This window comes from Stenotrophomonas sp. PFBMAA-4 (genome assembly GCF_030053215.1).
GTDB lineage: Bacteria > Pseudomonadota > Gammaproteobacteria > Xanthomonadales > Xanthomonadaceae > Stenotrophomonas.
The window spans coordinates 70,267-89,583 of sequence record NZ_JASGBW010000021.1; the positions used below are offsets into that span (position 1 = coordinate 70,267).

The following is a 19,317-nucleotide window of genomic DNA, read 5'->3' on the forward strand; positions in this document are numbered from 1 at the left end:
CGGCGGCTGCGCCCCACCCTGCAAACCAGGTGCCCCGATGACCACGACCGCGTCTCCCCTCCTGCCGCTGCTGCACCAGGTCCTGCTGGGCCGTGACATCGCCTGTACCGTCGATGGCCACGAACTGGTGCTGGACAGCGGCCTGCGCCTGAGCCCGCACGCGATAGGTGCCGATCCGCGCGACAACGGCGGCTGGCAGATCTCCTCGGTGATCGAGGCGCGCCATCCGGAGCTGTTCGCCGATGGCCTGTTCGAGTACCAGCACGCCGCCGGCGACAGCCAGGAGGAAGCCACGCTGTCCGGCTTCGAGAACTGGGTGCGGGTGGACCTGGCCACCCTGCAGGCCGCCATCGGCGCCGACGACGCGCCGGAACTGCAGATGCTGACCCTGCGCTACGGCGCCGAGGAAACCGGAACGCCGCTGGCGCGCGCGGTGGTGCTGGGCCCGCTGGCGCACTACCGCAGCGAACCGGCCAACGACGCCGCTGCCTGCAGCGAGGACGACCATGGCTCGTGCCCCTGCTGCCTGTTCACCCAGAGCGTGGACGTCTTCAACGACCTGCTGAAGACCCGCCAGTTCCTCGGCATCCGCCTGTTCGCCTCGCGCGATGCGGACGGCCAGTGCGAGGCCGATTGCCGGGTGAACGGCCATGACTTCCCCGCCGCCCTGCCGCTGCTGCGCGCCTACGCTGCACGCTGGCCGCAGGCCGGGCTGGAGTTCCGCAAGCAGTACGTGGTGGTCCGCACCGACCTGGACGACTGAGCAGACACCCGCGGTGCACCCGGCTGCCGCTACACTGCGCGCCGGCTACCGAACCCGCTGCACCTCTTCCCTTCCACACGAGGCACCCCCGCGATGCTGTACGCGCAAGTCCACCTGACCCTTCCCGCCTGGATCCACGACCAGATCGACCTGGATCGTCGCTATCCCGGCGATGAGGCCAAGGTCGCGCTGGCCATCGAGCTGTCGCGGCTGAACATCGAACACGCCAGTGGTGGCCCGTTCGGCGCGGTGGTGTTCGGGCCGGAAGACAAGGTGATCGCCGCCGGCGTGAACCGGGTGATGCCGCATGCGACCTCGCTGGCGCATGCCGAGAACATGGCCTACATGCTGGCCCAGCAGCGCCTGCAGACCCCGCGCCTGAACGCCGTGCTGTCGCCGATCACCCTGGCCACCAGCTCGCAGCCGTGCTGCCAGTGCTACGGCGCCACCGTGTGGGCCGGCATCGACCGCCTGCTGATCGGCGCCAGTTCGGCCGATGTGGAAGCACTGACCCCATTTGATGAAGGCCCGCTGCCCGCCGACTGGGTGGGTGAGCTCAACAAGCGCGGCATTGAAGTCGTGCAGGGCCTGAACCGTGATGACGCCCGCAGCGTGCTGCGCGCCTATGGAGAGAGTGATGGCGCCCGTTACTGAGGCCGGCATCGGCCTGCTGTGCCTGTGCCGCCAGGGCTTCGAGCCCGAACTGGCCGGCGAACTGCAGTTCCGCGCCGGTGAAGCCGGTTTCGCGGGCTATTCGCGCACCCAGCGCAATGATGGCTACGTGCTGTTCATGTGCGACGAAGCCGCTGCGCTGGCACCGCGCCTGCGCTGGCGCGAACTGATCTTCGCCCGGCAGAAGCTGGTAGTGCTGGCCGAACTGCCGCAGCTGGATCCGGCTGACCGCATCACCCCGATGCTGGAGGTGCTGGCCGATGCGCCGCGCTTCGGCGACCTGTGGGTGGAGCACCCCGATTCGGATGCCGGCAAGCCGCTTTCGGGGCTGGCCCGCGCCTTCGGCAATGCGCTGCGCCCGGCGCTGCGCAAGGCCGGCAAGCTGACCGACAAGCCCAATGCGCGCCTGCCGCGCCTGCACGTGGTGTTCGTCGACGGTACCCATGCCTTCGTCTGCGTGGCCGACCCGGCCGACAGCGCACCGTGGGCGCTGGGCATTCCGCGCCTGAAGCTGCTGCCCGAAGCGCCCTCGCGCTCGGCGCTGAAGCTGGACGAAGCGCTGCTGACCCTGCTGACCCCGGAAGAACGCGAGGCACTGGCAAAGCCCGGCATGCGTGCCGCCGACCTCGGTGCCGCACCGGGTGGCTGGACCTGGGTGCTGACCCGCCAGCACATGCATGTGCTGAGCATCGACAACGGCCCGCTGCGCCAGCACGTGCTGGACACCGGCCTGGTCGAGCACCTGCGTGCCGATGGTTTCCACTGGCACCCGGACCAGCCGTTGGACTGGATGGTCTGCGACATGGTCGAGCAGCCGCGGCGCGTGGCCGAACGCATGGCCACCTGGTTCCGTGAAGGCTGGTGCAGGCACGCGATCTTCAACCTGAAGCTGCCGATGAAGAAGCGCTGGGACGAAACCCGCCTGTGCCTGGACCTGTTCCAGGAGCAGGCCGGCAAGCCGCTGGTGGTGCGTGCCAAGCAGCTCTACCACGACCGCGAAGAGATCACCGTACTGGCCTCGCCGCTGCGCTGAGACACGACGTCCGCCGGGCCTGGCCCGGCGCTACCAGGAACACGCCCGCATGCACTTTCGACTGATTCCACTCCTGATGGCCCTGCTGCCGGCCGTTGCATCGGCGCAGGTGGCCCTGCCTCCGCCGGCACAGAGTGCGCCGCTGCGCGACGACAGCGGCGTGGTACGCCAGCAGTCGCTGGCCAGTGGCCGCGTCACCGGCAGCGTCGACATCGCCGTGCCGCTGGGCGAAACGCCGGTGACCGTGCGCTCGGTCAGCCCGGCCAGCGTGGTCGGCCAGTACCGCATCCACTTCGCCGCATTGGACGTGGACGGCGATGGCTTCATCAGCCGCGAAGAAGCGCAGGCCAACCCCGCGCTGACCGATGAATTCAATTCGCTGGACGTGAAACACCGCGGCAAGCTGGACCGCACCGACCTGGCCGGCTGGCTGATCGACTGATCCGCCTTCGCGATGTTCATCCACGCATGGCGTGGATCTACTGACTTGATTCCAAATGTCCATCCACGCATGGCGTGGATCTACAGGGGTAGCGCCGGGCCACGCCCGGCGGCATCTGTGAACCGCGCGGCGCGCTCGCCGGGCATGGCCCGGCGCTACCCGCTTACACGCCGGCGGCGCGCTTCCAGAATGCCTGCACCAGCGGCGGCCACTTGCCGACGCAGCCCAGCGCGCGGCCGCGGGCCAGGGTCAGGTGCATTTCGTCGTTGGAGAACAGGCGGTTGATCGCATCGAAGCTGTAGGCGGCGATGTGATTGTCACTGCGACGCTCGCGTGCCCAGCGCTGCAGGCGCTGCGGCGACAGGCGCGGCTGGCCACGGCGCTCGGCCGACGGCGCCAGCCACTGCTGAAGGGCGGCGACGTCGCGCAGCCCCAGGTTCACGCCCTGCCCGGCCAGCGGATGCACCACGTGGGCAGCATCGCCCAGCGCCAGCACGCGGCCGGCCACGTAGTGGCGGGCCAGCTGACGTCGCAGCGGGAACGCTGCACGCGGCGAGGCCAGGCGCAGCTCACCCAGGCGCGCGGCGAAGGCGCGGGTCAGTTCACGGTTGAAGGCCGCTTCGTCCAGCGCCAGCACGCGTGCAGCCTCGTCCTCGGGCAGGGTCCAGACAATCGAGCTGCGGCGCTCGGCCACCGGCAGCAGGGCCAGCGGCCCGCCCGGCAGGAAGCGCTGCCAGGCCGTGGCCTGGTTCGGCAGCTCGCTGTCCACATAGGCCACCACGCCACGCTGGTGGTAGTCGTGGCGCTCGACCTCGATCCCGGCCAGCTGGCGCAGGGTCGATTCGGCGCCATCGGCAGCCACGGCCAGTGCGGCATCCAGGCGACGGCCATCGTCCAGGCGCAGGCGCACGCCCTCGTCGTCCTGCTCCAGCGCTTCCACCCGCGCCGGGCAGTGCAGCTGCACGCCGGCTGCCGGCAGCGCCGCCCACAGGCGGTCCTGCAGCAGTCCGTTCTCGACGATGTAGCCCAGCTCGCGACGGCCGAAGCGATCGGCATCGAACAGCAGGTCCTCGCCACCGGCCGCATCCCACACCTGCATGCGCCGGTACGGCCAGGCACGGGCCTGGGCGATCGATGGCCACACGCCGAGGCGCTGCAGCAGCTGTACGTTGTCGGCCGCGAAGGCGAACACGCGCAGGTCCGGCTGCGCGGCCTGCCACGGCGGCGGCTCGCGGCCTTCGACCAGGGCGACCGACAGGCCGGCATCGGCCAGCGCCAGCGCACAGGCGGCACCGACCACGCCACCGCCGACGATGGCCACGTCCAGGCGCATGCGGCGGCTCATGCGGCCTCCCCACGGCACAGGCGCGGTACATCACCGCGGAAGCCCATCGCACCGCCGACCAGCATCGACTGCACCGAGGCACGCTGGGCCGCCACCAGGCCCAGGCTGCGCAGCGGCCGCAGCAGCGGCGCCGGGTTGCTGGTCAGCCGCGCCAGGCCACCGGAGAACGCCACCGTCTGCCGGCGGTCCTCCTCGCGGCGGGCCACGTAGGCCTGCAGCAGGGCATCGCTGCCGGCATCGGCGGCGCCGTCTTCCAGCAGCTCGGCCAGGGTCAGCGCATCACGCAGGCCCAGGTTGAAGCCCTGCGCCCCCAGCGGATGGATGGTCTGCGCCGCATTGCCCAGCAGCACGGTGCGCTGTCCGGCCAGCGCGCGCGCCAGTACCTGGATGAGCGGGTAGGCACTGCGCGGGCCTGATTCAAGCAGGCGGCCGGCACGCCAGCCGAGCGCGTTCTGCAGGCGCTGCAGCCAGGCGGCATCGTCCAGCGCCATCACCGCCTCGGCCTGGTCACGGCCCACGCCGTGCACGCAGCCGAAGTGGCGGTCGCCGCGCGGCAGCAGGGCCGTCGGCCCGGTGTCGGTGAAGCGCTCCCAGGCACTGCCATCGGGCGCGCGTTGGCTGCGCACGCGTGCGACGAACAGGGTCTGCTGGAAGTCATGGCGGTCGACCTCGATGCCCAGCGCGCCGCGCACGCCACTGGCGGTGCCATCGGCGCCGACCACCAGCCGTGCCTGCAGGACGCGCTCGCCGCTCTCGTCGGCCACGCGCACCTGGCGATGGCCGTCGACCACCTCGCCCAGGCCAAGGAAGCGCATCGGGCGGTAACGGTGCAGGCGCGGCAGTTCCTGCAGGCGCGCTTCCAGCGCCTGGCCGAAATCGCGCGCCACCACCACCTGGCCGAACCAGGGCCGGTCGTAATCGGCCGCATCGAGCTGCACGTGGCCGAAATCACCGGCCCGGCTGACATGGATGCGCCGGATCGGGCCGGGCGCCATCGCCAGCTTCTGCATCACCCCCAGCGCGGTCAGCGCGTTGACGGTGGCGGCGGCGAAGCTGAGGTTGCGCTGGTCGAACACCGCCGGCAGTTCGCCGGCCGGGCTGGCCTCGAGCAGGCCCACGTCCAGGCCCAGCCGGTCCAGGGCGATGGCCAGGCTGGCTCCCACCAGACCGCCACCGACGATCAGCACGTCATGTCGTTCACTCATGAGCCAATGATACGCGCTCGCTGCCGAACCCTGCGCCGACCCGCGCGGCGGGCTAGAATGAAAGCTGAATCCGCTCCGGGCCCGCTGCCATGTCCGACACCGCCAACCGCGCCTTCGTCCTTTCCGTGCTTGTGCTGTTGCTGGCGGCGACCCGGGTCAACCACTTCGCGGCCATCCCCGATGCGTCGTGGGCGGTGTTCTTCATCGGTGGTTTCTACCTGGCGCGCTGGACGCGCTGGGCGTTCCCGCTGCTGATGGTCTTTGCCGTACTGGTGGACTGGATCGTGATCCGCAGCAGCGGGCTGGATTTCTGGCAGCACTACTGCGTGTCGCCCGGTTACTGGCTGCTGCTGCCGGCGTACTTCTCGCTGTGGGCCGGTGGCCTGCTGCTGGGCCGCAACTACCACGGCGCGCACTGGTCGACGCTGGGCAAGGGCGTGCTGCTGCTGGTGGCCTCGGTGGCGCTGTGCCACCTGCTGGCGCAGGGTGGCTTCTACTGGACCACCCGCAACGTGGCCGAGCCGACCGTGGCCGGCTGGGCGCAGAACTACGCACAGTGGTTCGGCCCCTACCTGCGCACCACCGCCCTCTACGTGGCGCTGGCCGCCGCCCTGCAACTGGCCGTGGAGCAGGTGCTGAAGCTGCAGCAGGCCCGCCGCGACATCCACCACTGAGCGATCGCATGGGCCACCGTCTTTCGCGCATCTATACCCGCACCGGCGATGATGGCAGCACCGGCCTCGGCGATGGCAGCCGGGTCGGCAAGGACGACCTGCGCGTGGCCTCGTACGGCACGGTGGACGAAGCCAATGCCGCCCTTGGCCTGCTGCTGGCCGCCGCGCTCCCCGACGACGTGCGCGCGCTGGTGGTCCATCTGCAGCACCAGTTGTTCGACCTGGGCGCCGAACTCTGCGTGCCCGGCCACGCCGCCATCCACGCCGCCGACATCTCGGCGCTGGAACAGCAGCTGGACCACTACAACGCCGACCTGCCGATGCTGAAGGAATTCATCCTGCCGGCCGGCGGCGAAGCGGCCGCGCGCTGCCACCTGGCACGCACCATCGTGCGCCGTGCCGAGCGTGAGACCGTCGCCCTGGCGCGGGTGGAAAGCGTGCGCAGCGAGGCGCTGCAATACCTCAACCGGCTGTCGGACCTGCTGTTCGTGCTGTCGCGGGTGCTGGCCCGCGCCGACGGCCACGGCGAGGCCCTGTGGCAGCCGCAGCACCGGCAGCGCTGATCCCCGATGCTGGTCTATACCCACCCCTCCTGCCTGCTGCACGATCCCGGCCCCGGCCATCCCGAATGCCCGCAGCGGCTGCAGGTGGTACTCGATGCCCTGCACCAGGCCTTCCCCGGCCAGCTGGAATGGCGGCAGGCACCGCCCGCCAAGTTCGGTGAACTGAGCCGGGTACACGACAGCGCCCTGCTCGACTTCGTGCTGCAGCCGCAGACCACGCCGCTGCGCCAGCTGGACATGGACACCTGGACCTCGCCCGGCTCGGCCAGTGCCGCCGTGCATGCCGCCGGTGCCGGCGTGGCCGCGGTCGATGCGGTGATGCTGGGCGATGACCCCTTGGCCTTCTGCGCGGTGCGCCCGCCCGGCCACCACGCCACCAGCAGTACGGCGATGGGCTTCTGCCTGCTCAACAACATCGCCGTGGCCGCCGCCTACGCCCGCGACCGGCACGGGCTGGAACGCATCGCGGTGGTGGACTTCGACGTCCACCACGGCAACGGCACCCAGGACATCTTCCAGCACGACGCCCGGGTGTCGTACTACAGCACCCACCAGGCCGGGCTGTTCCCCAATTCGGGCCTGCGCCGCGACCGTGGCGCCGGCAACCTGATGAACATCCTGCTGCCCCCGGGCAGTGGCGGGTTCCGCTTCCGCAATGTCTGGGCCGACGAGATGCTGCCGGCCATCGACGACTTCCGCCCGCAGCTGCTGCTGGTCTCGGCCGGCTTCGACGCCCACCTGCGCGACCCGCAGGCCGACCTGATGCTGGAAACCGACGATTTCGCCTGGGTCACCGCCGAACTGCATGCGCTGGCCCGCCGCCATGCAGCCGGCCGGGTGGTATCCATGCTCGAGGGCGGCTACGACCTGCAGGCCCTGTCCGAATGCACCGTGGCCCATGTCCAGGCCCTGCTGGACGGGGCCGCCGGACCACGGGCTGGATGAACCCGAACCGCCAGCAGGGGGGCGCCTTCATTGCCCCTATGCAGCGGATGGGGCAATCTACCGTCCGTTTTCGCCCGAATCCGAACCGCGTGCGCCGAGCCCTCCGCCTGCTTCCCCTGCCCCTGAGCATCGCCGTCTGCCTTCCCGCGATGGCCGATGACAAGCCGCTCAACTGGGGCCTGTGCCCGGCAACCGAGGTCATTCCCGCCTTCACCGATGCCCCCACCCCGGTGCCCGGGCAGGACAAGGCCGCCGCCAGCGCCGAGCGCGAGCAGCAGCCCACCGACATCGAGGGTGACCAGCTGCTGGGCACCACCACCGTGCCGCAGTACCAGGGCAACGTGGCGCTGCGCCGTGGCGACCAGTTCGTCGGTACCGACAAGCTCAGCTTCGACACCGAGAGCGGCAACTACATCGCCGACGGCAATGTCCGCTACCAGGACGCGTCGATCCGCATGATCGCCAAGCGTGCCGAAGGCAACCAGGAAAGCGACACCCACAAGATCACCGACATCCAGTACCAGCTGGTGTCGCGCCGTGGCAACGGCGATGCCGAATCGGTCGACCTGCAGGGCGCCGTCGGCCAGATGCACCGTTCGACCTACACCACCTGCGATCCCTCGCAGCCGGTGTGGAAGCTGTCGGCGCCGGAAATCGAAGTGGACAACGACGAAGGCTTCGGCACCGCGCGCAATGCCGTGCTGCGCATCGGCAAGGTGCCGGTGCTGTGGGCGCCGTACTTCAAGTTCCCGATCGACGACCGCCGCAAGACCGGCCTGCTGTTCCCGCAGCTGGGCATGTCCGGCCGCAACGGCTTCGACTACGCCCAGCCGATCTACCTGAACCTGGCGCCGAACTACGACGACACGCTGACGCCGCGCTACATGAGCCGGCGCGGCCTGATGCTCGACAACGAGTTCCGCTACCTCTACAACGGCGGCCGCGGCGAGCTGCTGACCGCCTACATGCCCAACGACGAGCTGCGCGACCGCGACCGCGGCCGGGTGATGTTCAACGGTTACCACAACGTGGACAGCCACTGGCAGGCACGCGCCAACCTGGCCTGGGTCAGTGACGAGCGCTATGTCGAGGACTTCGCCAACCGCCTGGTCGGCGTGACCGCGTCCAACCTGCAGAGCACCATCGGCCTGTACGGCACCGGCAAGGACTGGACCGCCGGCATCATGGCCGACCGCTGGCAGCTGACCGATTACACCCTCAACGAGAGCGCGCTGGCCTACAACCGCCAGCCGCGGCTGTACTTCAACTGGGACAAGTCGCTGCTGCCGTGGCTGGAAACCGGCATCTATTCCGAAGCCGTGCGCTTCACCCACGACGACATCAACTTCAAGTACGACGCCGACGCCGGTGAAGACCTGCAGTACACCCGCAACGGCCTGACCCAGCGGGTGTACGGCGGTTCGCGCCTGGACCTCAAGCCGTACGTGTCGTTCCCGATCAGCGGCGCGGCCTGGTACGTCACCCCGACGCTGGCCTACCGCTACACCGCCTACCAGCTTGACCGCGGCCTGGCCGACAGCATCCGCAGCAACGTGCTGGCCTCGCAGAACGTCGATACGAGCACGCTGACCGCCGATCAGCTGCGCGGCAACACCTCGCCGACCCGCGCCCTGCCGATCGCCAGCCTCGACGCCGGCCTGTTCTTCGACCGTGACACCACGATCGGCGGCAAGTCCTTCCTGCAGACCCTGGAGCCGCGCCTGTTCTACCTGCGCACGCCCTACCGCAACCAGGACGACCTGCCGATCTTCGATACCCGTGACTTCACCTTCAGCTGGGGCCAGCTGTTCCGCGACTCGCGCTATACCGGCGCCGACCGCCAGAACGACGCCAACCAGCTGACCGTGGCGCTGAGCACCCGCTTCATCGACCAGACCACTGGCAGGGAACGCTTCTCGGCCTCGATCGGCCAGATCCAGTACTTCGACGAGTCGCGGGTGACCGTGACCCCGGGCGGCGCCCCGGTGGAAAAGGGCAAGTCGGCCTGGATCGCCGATTCGAACTACATGATCAACGACCGCTGGACCCTGGGCGCCACCTATCAGTGGGACCCCAAGTACAAGCGCGAGGATCTGGCCAGCGTCCGTGCCCGCTACCTGATGCCGAACGACGGCGTGGTCAACCTGAGCTACCGCTACCGCATCAACGCCGGTGCGGCGGCCAACGCCACCAAGGAACAGCGCACCCTGCTGGAACAGGCCGACCTGTCGTTCCTGTACCCGCTGAACGAGCGCTGGAGCCTGGTGGGCCGCTATTACTACTCCATCCAGGACAGCAAGCCGCTGGAAATCATCGGTGGCGTGCAGTGGGACAGCTGCTGCCTGGCGGTCCGCGCCGTGGCCCGCCGCTACGTGCGCAACCGCGAAGGTGAACTGAACAATTCCATCCAGCTCGAGTTCGTGCTCAAGGGCCTGAGCTCGCTGGGCCAGGACACGGACCGCACTCTGCGCCGTGCTATCCTCGGCTACAACCGCGACGACCTCTATCTCGTGCCGCCCAGCAACACCGGGGCGACCCGGGACGACTACGATCCAAACCAGATCCCATGACCAAGAGCTTCCCCGTCCTACTCGCTTCGCTGCTGGCCGTGTCCAGCGTGTCCGCCCCCCTCCAGGTCATCGCCCAGGAGGCTCAGCCGCTGGACCGCATTGCAGCCATCGTCGATGAGGACGTGGTCCTGCAGAGTGAACTGCAGCGCGCGATCATCAACATCAAGGCCCAGTACGCCGGCCGCGAGAACCAGCTGCCGCCCGATGACGTGCTCAGCCGCCAGGTCCTCGAGCGCCTGGTGCTGGTCAAGCTGCAGGTCGCCCGCGCCCAGGGCAGCGGCATCCGCATCAGCGACCAGGAACTGAACCAGGCGATGAACTCGATCGCCCAGCAGAACGGTTCCAACCTGGACGCCCTGCGTCAGCGCCTGGCCAGCGACGGCATTGATTTCGCCGATTTCCGCTCTTCGGTGCGTGACGAGATCACCGTGCAGCGCCTGCGCCAGAGCTTTGCGCAGAGCCGCATCAGCGTCAGCGAGGGCGAGGTCGATGCTGCCCTGAAGCAGCAGGCCACCGCCGGCAACCAGTACCACCTGGCACACATCCTGGTGGCCCTGCCCGACGGCGCCACTGCCGAGCAGATCGCCACCGGCCAGAAGAAGGCCGACGGCGTGAAGGCGCTGCTGGACAAGGGCGAGCTGGACTTCAACGCTGCCGCCGTGCGCTATTCCGACAGCCCCAACGCGCTGGAAGGCGGCGACCTGGGCTGGCGTACCCTGGATGAAATCCCGGCTGCATTCGCCCAGATGATGGAGCAGATGAAGCCCGGCGACGTGGTCGGCCCGATCCGCGGCCCGAGCGGCTTCCAGCTGCTGAAGGTGGTGGAAGTGCGTGATGCCAACGCCGCCGCCGGCAACCACACCGTGACCGAGTACCACGGCCGCCACATCCTGGTGCGCGTGGACGACAACCAGACCGACGCGGCCGCCAAGGCCAAGATCGATACCCTGCGTGCCCGCATTGCCGGTGGTGCCGATTTCCAGGCCGTTGCCAAGGAATCCTCGGAAGACGCCAACAGCAAGGGTCAGGGCGGCGATCTGGGCTGGTTCCCGGCCGATGCCTTCGGTCCGGCGTTCGGCCAGCAGGTCGAGGGCATCCAGGATGGCGGCGTCAGCCAGCCGTTCCGTACCGATGCCGGCTGGCATATCGTGCAGCGCGTTGCCACGCGCCAGACCGACGTGACCAGCGACAACCAGCGTGCCCAGGTCCGCGAGACCATCGGCCGCCGCAAGCTGGAAGACGAGTACAACCGTTTCCTGCAGGAACTGCGTGGCGAAGCCTACGTCAGCTTCCGCAGTGGCGACCGCGCGGAAAACACCGCCACGCCGCAGCAGCCCTGACCGATGCGCCCCGAGCTCGCTCTGGTACCGGGCGAGCCGGCGGGGATCGGCCCGGAGCTGTGCGTCCGCCTTGTCCAGCAGCCGCGTGATGATTGCCGGCTGCTGGCCTTCGCCGACCCGGACACCCTGCGCGCAGCTGCGGCCGCGCTGAAGCTGCCCCTGCAGCTGCTGCCCGAGGATGCCGAGGCCCGCCTGCCGGGCGATCTGCGCCTGCGTCCGCTGGCCAATGCCACCCCCAGCCATTTCGGCCAGACCCACCCCGCCAATGCGGGTGCGGTGATCGGCGCGTTGCTGGCCGCCGGCCAGGCCTGCCTCTCCGGCGAGCTGCATGGCGTGGTCACCGGCCCGGTGCACAAGGCGGTCATCAACCAGGGCGGTATTGCCTACAGCGGCACCACCGAACTGCTGGCCGACCAGGCCGGGGTGAAGGTGGTGATGATGCTGGCCAACGACATCGTACGCGTGGCCCTGGCCACCACCCACCTGCCGTTGCGCGAGGTGGCCGATGCCATCACCACGCCCAGCCTGGAACACACCCTGCGCACCGTGCATGCCGCGCTGCGCCGCGAGTTCGGCCTGCCCGCGCCCCGCATCGCCGTGCTCGGCCTGAACCCGCATGCCGGCGAAGACGGCCACCTCGGCCGCGAGGAACTGGACCTGGTCATTCCCCTGCTGCAGCGCCTGCGCGCGGAGGGCATGGACCTGGTCGGGCCGCTGCCGGCCGATACCGCCTTCCTGCCGGCCAAGCTGGCCGGTTTCGACACCGTGCTGGCCATGTACCACGACCAGGGCCTGCCGGTGCTGAAGTATTCCGGCTTCGAACAGGCCGTGAACCTGACCCTGGGCCTGCCCTACCCGCGCGTGGCCGTCGACCACGGCACGGCGCTGGAGCTGGCCGGGCGTGGCATCGCCGACCCCTCCAGCCTGCAGGCCGCAACGGCGCTGTGTGCGCGGCTGGCCCGGCAACGTACACTGAGCGCATGAATTCCCCGCATTCCCCCTCCGGCCCGGTGTTCACCGCCCCGGCCAAGAAGCAGCTTGGCCAGCATTTCCTGGCCGACCGCCACTACATCGACAAGATCGTGATGGCGGTCAATCCCAAGGACGGTGACCGCCTGGTCGAGATCGGCCCCGGCCAGGGCGCGATCACCCTGCCCCTGCTGCGTGTTCATCCGAAGCTGACGGTGATCGAGTTCGACCGCGACCTGATCGCGCCGCTGACCGCCGCCGCCGAACCGCTGGGCGATCTGACCATCGTCCAGGGCGACGTGCTGCGCGTGGATTTCACCGCGCTGGCCGCCGGCGAGCCGATCCGCCTGGTCGGCAACCTGCCCTACAACATCTCCTCGCCCATCCTGTTCCACGCGCTGGAGCACGCCGCGGTCGTCCGCGACATGCACTTCATGCTGCAGAAGGAAGTGGTGGACCGCATGGCCGCCGGCCCGGGCAGCAAGGTCTATGGCCGCCTCAGCGTGATGCTGCAGGCCTACTGCCAGGTCACCTCGCTGTTCGTGGTGCCGCCGGGCGCGTTCCGGCCGCCGCCGAAGGTCGATTCGGCCGTGGTGCGTCTGGTGCCGCGCGATCCGGCCAGCGTCACCATCGCCGACCACAAGCGCTTTGCCGAGGTGGTCAAGGCCGCCTTCGGTCAACGCCGCAAGACCCTGCGCAATGCGCTCAACAACGTCGTGACGGCCGAGCAGTTCGTGGCCGCCGGCGTGCGCCCCGATGCCCGTGCCGAACAGCTGGATGTGGCTGAATTCATCGCTTTGGCCAATGCCACCTGATTACACTGCCGGTATGGAAGACGCTGACGTTTACGCCATTACTGTCGAGGTTGCTCCGCGTTTCCTCGATGATCAATCCGCGCCGGAAGACGGCCGGTATGCGTTCGCCTACACGATCCGCATCCACAACCAGGGGCGCGTTGCCGCACGCCTGGTCGCCCGCCACTGGCGCATCACCGATGCCAACGGTCGCGTCGAGCATGTCGATGGCGATGGGGTGATCGGCGAACAGCCGCGCCTGCGCCCGGGTGAAGACTTCCGTTACACCTCCGGTGTCATGCTCGGGACCGACCACGGGACCATGCAGGGTCACTACGACATGGTTGCCGATGACGGCACCGAATTCGCCGCGCCGGTCGCACCTTTCGTGCTGGCCGTGCCGCGTACCCTGCACTGACACGGAGGCCGGACGATGAGTGTATGGGCGATCGGCGACCTGCAGGGCTGCTACGACGTTACCCAGCGACTGCTGGAAAAGATCCGCTTCGACCCGGCGCAGGACACCCTGTGGTTCTGTGGCGACCTGGTCAACCGCGGCGGGCAGTCGCTGGAAACCCTGCGCCTGGTGCATTCGCTGCGCGAGCACAGCGTGGTGGTGCTGGGCAACCATGATCTTTCGCTGCTGGCTGTCGGTGCACGCACCGAAGAAGAGCAGCGCAAGGTCAACCCGGACCTGCTGCGCATCGTGCAGGCCGAGGACCGCGACGAACTGCTGGACTGGCTGCGCCTGCAGAAGCTGGTGCACGTGGACCGCGAGCTGGGCTGGATGATGGTGCATGCCGGCCTGGCGCCGAAGTGGACCACGCAGATGGCAGAGAAGCACGCCGCCGAGGTGGAAGTGCAGCTGCATGGCGCCGGCTACCGCAAGCTGTTCCGCAACATGTATGGCGACAAGCCGAGCTGGGCACCGAACCTGTCCGGCTACGACCGCTCGCGCGCGATCATCAACGTGCTCACCCGCATGCGCTACTGCACCCCGCGCGGGCGCATCGGCATCGAGGACAAGGGCACGCCGGGCACCCAGGAACAGGGCCTGTACCCCTGGTTCGAAGTGCCGGGCCGGGTCGAGCGCGACCTGAAGGTGGTCTGTGGCCACTGGTCGGCGCTGGGCCTGACCATCACCCAGGGCGTGCACGCCATCGACACCGGTGCGGTGTGGGGCGGCAAGCTCACCGCCATCCAGCTCGATACCGATGAACTGCGCGTGGTGCAGGTGCCCGGCCGTGATGTGCCGGCACCGGTGGCCAATGCACGCCCGCCGGCACGACCGGCGCATGAGCGGCCGGCCGCGGCTGCGCAGGACAAGGACAAGGAAGCGGCCGCAGCACCGGCTGCCAGCCGTGGCCCGCGTCGTCGCCGTCGTCGTGGCGGTGGTGGTGGTGGCAACGGCAACAGCGCGCCGCCGCAGGGCTGAGGCCTGTACGGGTAGAGTCGACTGTCAGTCGACTCGCGCGCGCCGCGCGGGGTTTTCCGCGATTTGATGGAGGAGCAGTCGACCAACGGTCGACTCTACCCAGGGTCAGCGACGCACGTAGTGCACGAACCGGAACGCGTAGGCGTGGCGCGCATCAGCCGGATGCGGCTCACTGCTGGTTTCCTGCCAGATGCCCGGATCCACCTCGGGGAAATGGGTGTCGGCGGGCACCTCGGCATCCACCCAGGTGAGGTACAGATCGCTGGCCTGGTCCAGCAGCTGGCGGAAGATCTCGCCGCCACCGATGATGCACAGCTCGCTGGCACCCTCGCCCTCCGCAATGGCCCTTGCTTCATCCAGCGAGGCCACCGCGCGCATGCCCTCGAACGGCACCTGGCCGCTGCGGGTCAGTACCAGGTTGGTCCGCCCCGGCAGCACCCGGCCGATCGACTCGGCGGTCCTGCGCCCCATCAGGATCGGTTTGCCCAGGGTGAGCGCCTTGAAGTGCTTGAAGTCGTCCGGCAGGTGCCAGGGCATGGCGTTGCCCTGGCCGATGCCACGATTGCGGTCCAGTGCCACGATCATCGAGAGTTTCATTGCACTCACACCGCCACCGGGGCCTTGATGGCCGGGTGCGGGTCGTAACCATCGATGCGGATGTCGTCGAACTGGAAGCCGAACAGATCGGTCACCTCCGGGTTCAGCCACAGCTTCGGCAGCGCGCGCGGTTCACGCGACAACTGCTCGCGCGCCTGCTCGTAGTGGTTCGAATACAGGTGCGCATCGCCCAGGGTGTGCACGAAGTCGCCCACGCCCAGGCCGGTGGCCTGCGCCACCATGTGGGTCAGCAGCGCGTAGCTGGCGATGTTGAACGGCACGCCCAGGAAGATGTCACCGCTGCGCTGGTACAGCTGGCAGCTGAGCTTGCCATCCACCACGTAGAACTGGAACAGGTTGTGGCACGGCATCAGCGCCATCTGCGAAAGCTCGCCCACGTTCCAGGCGCTGACCACCAGCCGCCGCGAATCGGGGTTGCGCTTGATCTCGTCCACCAGCCACTGCATCTGGTCGATCTCGCGGCCATCGGCGGTGGCCCAGCTGCGCCACTGCTTACCGTAGACCGGGCCGAGGTCGCCGTTCTCGTCGGCCCACTCGTCCCAGATGCGCACCTGGTTGTCCTTCAGGTAGCCGATATTGGTATCGCCCTTCAGGAACCACAGCAGCTCGTGGATGATCGAGCGCAGGTGCAGCTTCTTGGTGGTGACCAGCGGGAAGCCTTCGTTGAGGTCGAAGCGCATCTGCCAGCCGAACACGCTGCGGGTACCGGTACCGGTGCGGTCACTCTTCTCCGCACCGTGCTCAAGCACATGCGAGAGCAGGTCCAGGTAGGCCTTCATGCCTTGCCCTCCGCGGCCACCAGCGGCTGCGGCTGCAGCACCGGCGCGCGGCGCGACAACGCCAGCAGCACCAGGCCGAAGGCGATGAGCGGCACGCACAGGATCTGGCCCTTGGTCAGCCAGCCGAAGGCCATGTAGATGCCGTTGTCCGGCATGCGCACGAACTCCACCGCGAAGCGGAAGATGCCGTACAGCAGCGCGAACAGGCCACCGATCAGGTAGCGGTGGCGCGGCTTGGCCGATACCACCCACAGCACCACGAACATCACCAGGCCTTCCAGGAACGCTTCATACAGCTGCGACGGATGGCGGGCGTACGGGTTCAGTGCGCCGCTGGCGAACTGCGCCTGCAGGGTGGCAGTGTCGAGCTGGTTCAGCGGTGCCGGCAGGCCGGACGGGAAGACCACGCCCCAGCTGCCATCGGTGTACTTGCCCCACAGCTCGGCGCCGATGAAGTTGCCGATGCGGCCGAAGCCCAGGCCCAGCGGCACCAGCGGGGCCATGAAATCCATGGTGTCGAAGAAGTGCAGCGCGTGCTTGCGCGACCACCACCAGCAGGCCGCGATGACGCCCAGCAGGCCGCCGTGGAAGCTCATGCCGCCGTCCCACACCTTGAACAGCAGCAGCGGGTTGTGCAGGAAATCGCCCAGCGCATAGAACAGCATGTAGCCGATGCGCCCGCCCAGGACCACGCCGAGCATCGCGTAGAACAGCAGGTCGGAGAACCCGTTGGCATCGACGCCCGGCAGGCGGCCTTCGGCGATGCGCTTGCGGCCCAGCAGCCAGGCTGCAGTGAAGCCCAGCAGGTACATGATGCCGTACCAGTGCACCTTGATCGGCCCCAGCGAAAGGGCGATGGGGTCGATGTCGTGGAAATAGATCATGGAAGCTGCCTTGCGGGAGTACGGGTATTTTACGGCTCAACCCAGGATCTGCGGGGTGTCGGGCAGGCCGCCATCATCGGACCGCGTGGCGGCCGGAAAGTGCCCCTCCACCAGCGCGGAGACCTCGTCGATGGCGCTGCGCAGCGCCTCGACCGGGTTGGACCCGCGCAGGCCCTCGCGCAGATGGGTGCAGATCCGCTGCCACTGCGCCGGGCTGACCCGGCCGTGCAGGCCGCGGTCGGCCACGATCTCGATGGCGTGGTCGGCCAGCAGCAGGTAGATCAGCACGCCGTTGTTGTGGTGGGTATCCCAGGTGCGCAGCTGGGCGAAGGCCTGCTCGGCCGCCTGCCGCGGGGTCACGCCCCGCCACAGCGCGTGCAGCGGCAGGTCCGCCTCCACCGCGAACATCACCTGGCCGCCATGGCGTGCCTCGCCGGTGGCGATGGCCTCGGTGATGGCCTGCAGGGTGGCCGGCGGGAACGCACGCCGCACCGAGGGTGCCAGGAGATGGCGGCACAGGCGCCGGATCATCACCAGCCCCCCGAGGCGCCGCCGCCACCGGAGCGGCCACCACCGCCGCCCCAGCCGCCGCCACCGCCAAAACCGCCACCGCCGCCGAATCCACCGCCCCCACCCCAGCTGCCGCCGCCCCAGCCGCCACCCCCGGCAAAACGCCCGGGATGGCCGGACAGCATCGCCACCACCAGGCCGACAATGCCGGCCAGGCCGCTGGCCAGCACGGTGGAGGTGAAGATGAAAGCGGCCAGCGCCGCACCACCGCCGCCCAGCAGGCCGCGCAGCGGGCGTGGCACCCGTGAGAACACCCCACGCAGGATGCTGCCGGCGAACACGCCGATGAACAGCGCCAGGATCCAGGTATCGCCGCCACCACCCGGCTCGCGGCCACGATGGCCGCTGACCGGCGCCGGCAGCGGCTCGCCGTCGACCAGCTTGACCAGCACGGCCGTGGCGTCGGTGATGCCGCCAGCGTAATCGCCGCTGCGGAAGCGCGGCACCAGGTATTCCTGGATGACCCGGTTGGCGATGGCATCGGGAATGGCGCCTTCCAGGCCGTAGCCCGGTTCGATGCGAACGCGGCGATCGTCCTTGGCCACCACCAGCAGCACACCGTCATCCACGCCCTTGCGGCCGATCTGCCACTGGTCGAAGACGCGGGTGGTGTACTGGGCGATGTCCTCCGGCTGCGTGCTGGGCACCACCAGCACCTGCAGCTGGCTGCCCTTGCGCTGCTGCAGCGCCAGCGCCTGCTGCACCAGCGCCTGCTTCTGCGTGGCATCGAGGGTGCCGGTGGTGTCGACCACCGGCGAATCCAGCGCGGGAATCGGCGCCAGCTGCTGCGCCTGCGACGCCAGCGGCAGCCACAGCAGGAGCGCCAGCAGCAGCGCGGTGGCCAGGCGCATGACTCAGTGCGCCGGCTGCGGTGCCGGCTGCTGCGGCGCGTTGCCGAAATCGACCGCCGGCGCGTTGGAGATCTGCGCTTCGTTGTCGACGCTGAAGTTGGGCTTGGGCTGGTAGCCGAAGATCTTCGCGGTGACCAGCTGCGGGAACGAGCGGATGTAGGTGTTGTAGTCCTGCACCTGCTGGATGTACCGGCCACGGGCGACGGTGATGCGGTTCTCGGTGCCTTCCAGCTGGGCCTGCAGGTCGCGGAAGTTGGCATCGGACTTCAGCACCGGGTAGTTCTCGGTGACCACCAGCAGGCGCGACAGCGCGCTGCCCAGTTCGCCCTGCGCCTGCTGGAACTGCTTGAGCGAGGCTTCGTCATCGGCGTTGACGTTGATCTGGCCGACGCGCGAGCGGGCGTTGGTGACTTCGGTCAGCACGCGCTCTTCCTGGCTGGCGAAACCTTTGACGGTCTGCACCAGGTTGGGCACCAGGTCGGCGCGGCGCTTGTACTGGTTGAGCACTTCGGACCAGCTGGCCTTGACCGCTTCATCCTTCTGCTGGATGGCATTGTAGCCGCAGCCGGAGAGCAGTGAGGCCAGCAGCAGCAGGGGCAGGACGCGGGTGAACAGGCGCATGGCGGGAGTTCCGGGTGGACTGGCTGCCGAGCATGCCATGGTTCGCGTTAACGCCAGCGTGGAGGTCGGCCATCGGGCGGTGCCCCCTCCGCGGTGGGTGTGGGTGTGGGTGTGCTGGTTATGCGGGTTTGGCCGGGAGGGTGGGTTGGCTGGGGGACGCCGTGAACCTGTGGTGGTCAACCATTTCTGGACACTCTCAAGGGGTGTTCAGGCTGCCTGCGCTTCGTGGAGCGCAGGCGGGACC

20 protein-coding genes and 1 pseudogene are annotated in these 19,317 nt (G+C 68.9%); 13 read left to right on the forward strand and 8 right to left on the reverse strand.

The genetic code is table 11. From position 1 onward, the window contains the following. The first annotated feature begins 37 nt into the window (after positions 1 to 37). The 4 genes from QMZ26_RS14015 to QMZ26_RS14030 all read left to right on the forward strand — a co-directional run bounded on the left by QMZ26_RS14015 (position 38) and on the right by QMZ26_RS14030 (position 2,910). Positions 38 to 763 (forward strand): DUF6348 family protein, encoded by a 726-nt coding sequence (locus QMZ26_RS14015; protein WP_283221821.1) that lies wholly within the window; start codon positions 38 to 40, stop codon positions 761 to 763. Between the two features lie 93 nt (positions 764 to 856). Further along, positions 857 to 1,417, forward strand: coding sequence for a nucleoside deaminase (locus tag QMZ26_RS14020; RefSeq protein WP_079220697.1), 561 nt, complete (start codon positions 857 to 859; stop codon positions 1,415 to 1,417). Beyond that, the gene (gene rlmM, locus QMZ26_RS14025; protein WP_079220696.1) at positions 1,401 to 2,468 is read left to right on the forward strand and encodes a 23S rRNA (cytidine(2498)-2'-O)-methyltransferase RlmM; all 1,068 of its coding nucleotides are present in this window, start codon (positions 1,401 to 1,403) and stop codon (positions 2,466 to 2,468) included. The genes QMZ26_RS14020 and rlmM overlap by 17 nt, the downstream gene beginning before the upstream one ends. A gap of 49 nt (positions 2,469 to 2,517) precedes the next feature. Further along, entirely contained in the window at positions 2,518 to 2,910 is a 393-nt protein-coding gene (locus tag QMZ26_RS14030) for an EF-hand domain-containing protein (protein WP_283221822.1), read from the forward strand. Positions 2,911 to 3,073: 163 nt separating this feature from the next. On the opposite strand, the gene QMZ26_RS14035 is transcribed toward QMZ26_RS14030, so the two are convergent. Next, a complete protein-coding gene (locus QMZ26_RS14035; protein ID WP_079220694.1) occupies positions 3,074 to 4,255 on the reverse strand; it encodes a UbiH/UbiF family hydroxylase in 1,182 nt (393 codons plus the stop codon). Next, entirely contained in the window at positions 4,252 to 5,460 is a 1,209-nt protein-coding gene (gene ubiH / locus QMZ26_RS14040) for a 2-octaprenyl-6-methoxyphenyl hydroxylase (protein ID WP_283221823.1), read from the reverse strand. Before ubiH ends, QMZ26_RS14035 begins: the two co-directional genes overlap by 4 nt. Before the next feature lie 89 nt (positions 5,461 to 5,549). Between ubiH and QMZ26_RS14045 the strand changes: the two genes are divergently transcribed. The 9 genes and pseudogenes from QMZ26_RS14045 to QMZ26_RS14085 all read left to right on the forward strand — a co-directional run bounded on the left by QMZ26_RS14045 (position 5,550) and on the right by QMZ26_RS14085 (position 14,750). After that, positions 5,550 to 6,134 (forward strand): hypothetical protein, encoded by a 585-nt coding sequence (locus QMZ26_RS14045; protein WP_079220692.1) that lies wholly within the window; start codon positions 5,550 to 5,552, stop codon positions 6,132 to 6,134. Between the two features lie 8 nt (positions 6,135 to 6,142). Further along, on the forward strand, positions 6,143 to 6,697 hold the full coding sequence (locus QMZ26_RS14050) for a cob(I)yrinic acid a,c-diamide adenosyltransferase (protein WP_108758826.1): 555 nt from the start codon (positions 6,143 to 6,145) through the stop codon (positions 6,695 to 6,697). Between the two features lie 6 nt (positions 6,698 to 6,703). Continuing rightward, on the forward strand, positions 6,704 to 7,642 hold the full coding sequence (locus tag QMZ26_RS14055; RefSeq protein WP_108758825.1) for a histone deacetylase family protein: 939 nt from the start codon (positions 6,704 to 6,706) through the stop codon (positions 7,640 to 7,642). A gap of 89 nt (positions 7,643 to 7,731) precedes the next feature. Then, positions 7,732 to 10,212: an LPS-assembly protein LptD gene (lptD, locus tag QMZ26_RS14060; protein ID WP_283221824.1), complete on the forward strand. Its 2,481-nt coding sequence runs from the start codon at positions 7,732 to 7,734 to the stop codon at positions 10,210 to 10,212. Then, positions 10,209 to 11,537 (forward strand): annotated as a pseudogene (locus tag QMZ26_RS14065) (peptidylprolyl isomerase); the annotation flags it as partial. The gene lptD and the pseudogene QMZ26_RS14065, both read left to right, overlap by 4 nt. 18 nt (positions 11,538 to 11,555) lie before the next feature. Next, the gene (gene pdxA / locus QMZ26_RS14070) at positions 11,556 to 12,536 is read left to right on the forward strand and encodes a 4-hydroxythreonine-4-phosphate dehydrogenase PdxA (RefSeq protein WP_283221826.1); all 981 of its coding nucleotides are present in this window, start codon (positions 11,556 to 11,558) and stop codon (positions 12,534 to 12,536) included. Then, positions 12,533 to 13,336, forward strand: coding sequence for a 16S rRNA (adenine(1518)-N(6)/adenine(1519)-N(6))-dimethyltransferase RsmA (gene rsmA / locus QMZ26_RS14075; protein WP_283221827.1), 804 nt, complete (start codon positions 12,533 to 12,535; stop codon positions 13,334 to 13,336). The genes pdxA and rsmA overlap by 4 nt, the downstream gene beginning before the upstream one ends. A 13-nt stretch (positions 13,337 to 13,349) precedes the next feature. Next, entirely contained in the window at positions 13,350 to 13,733 is a 384-nt protein-coding gene (gene apaG, locus QMZ26_RS14080; RefSeq protein WP_079220685.1) for a Co2+/Mg2+ efflux protein ApaG, read from the forward strand. 15 nt (positions 13,734 to 13,748) lie between these two features. Further along, positions 13,749 to 14,750, forward strand: coding sequence for a symmetrical bis(5'-nucleosyl)-tetraphosphatase (locus QMZ26_RS14085; protein ID WP_283221828.1), 1,002 nt, complete (start codon positions 13,749 to 13,751; stop codon positions 14,748 to 14,750). Positions 14,751 to 14,855: 105 nt separating this feature from the next. Here the strand turns inward: QMZ26_RS14085 and QMZ26_RS14090 are convergent, their stop codons facing one another. Genes QMZ26_RS14090 through QMZ26_RS14115 form a run of 6 tightly spaced genes read right to left on the reverse strand, consistent with a single transcriptional unit; the run spans position 14,856 to position 19,073 of the window. Next, complete coding sequence (locus QMZ26_RS14090; protein ID WP_200734021.1) at positions 14,856 to 15,347, reverse strand: dihydrofolate reductase; 492 nt, start codon at positions 15,345 to 15,347, stop codon at positions 14,856 to 14,858. A gap of 5 nt (positions 15,348 to 15,352) precedes the next feature. Further along, a complete protein-coding gene (locus tag QMZ26_RS14095; protein ID WP_108758819.1) occupies positions 15,353 to 16,147 on the reverse strand; it encodes a thymidylate synthase in 795 nt (264 codons plus the stop codon). After that, positions 16,144 to 17,031: a prolipoprotein diacylglyceryl transferase gene (lgt, locus tag QMZ26_RS14100; protein ID WP_283221829.1), complete on the reverse strand. Its 888-nt coding sequence runs from the start codon at positions 17,029 to 17,031 to the stop codon at positions 16,144 to 16,146. The genes QMZ26_RS14095 and lgt overlap by 4 nt, the downstream gene beginning before the upstream one ends. Before the next feature lie 36 nt (positions 17,032 to 17,067). Beyond that, positions 17,068 to 17,562 (reverse strand): TPM domain-containing protein, encoded by a 495-nt coding sequence (locus tag QMZ26_RS14105; protein ID WP_283221830.1) that lies wholly within the window; start codon positions 17,560 to 17,562, stop codon positions 17,068 to 17,070. Next, a complete protein-coding gene (locus tag QMZ26_RS14110; RefSeq protein ID WP_283221831.1) occupies positions 17,562 to 18,452 on the reverse strand; it encodes a TPM domain-containing protein in 891 nt (296 codons plus the stop codon). Before QMZ26_RS14110 ends, QMZ26_RS14105 begins: the two co-directional genes overlap by 1 nt. A 3-nt stretch (positions 18,453 to 18,455) precedes the next feature. Then, complete coding sequence (locus QMZ26_RS14115; RefSeq protein ID WP_079220675.1) at positions 18,456 to 19,073, reverse strand: LemA family protein; 618 nt, start codon at positions 19,071 to 19,073, stop codon at positions 18,456 to 18,458. Positions 19,074 to 19,317 lie beyond the last annotated feature (244 nt).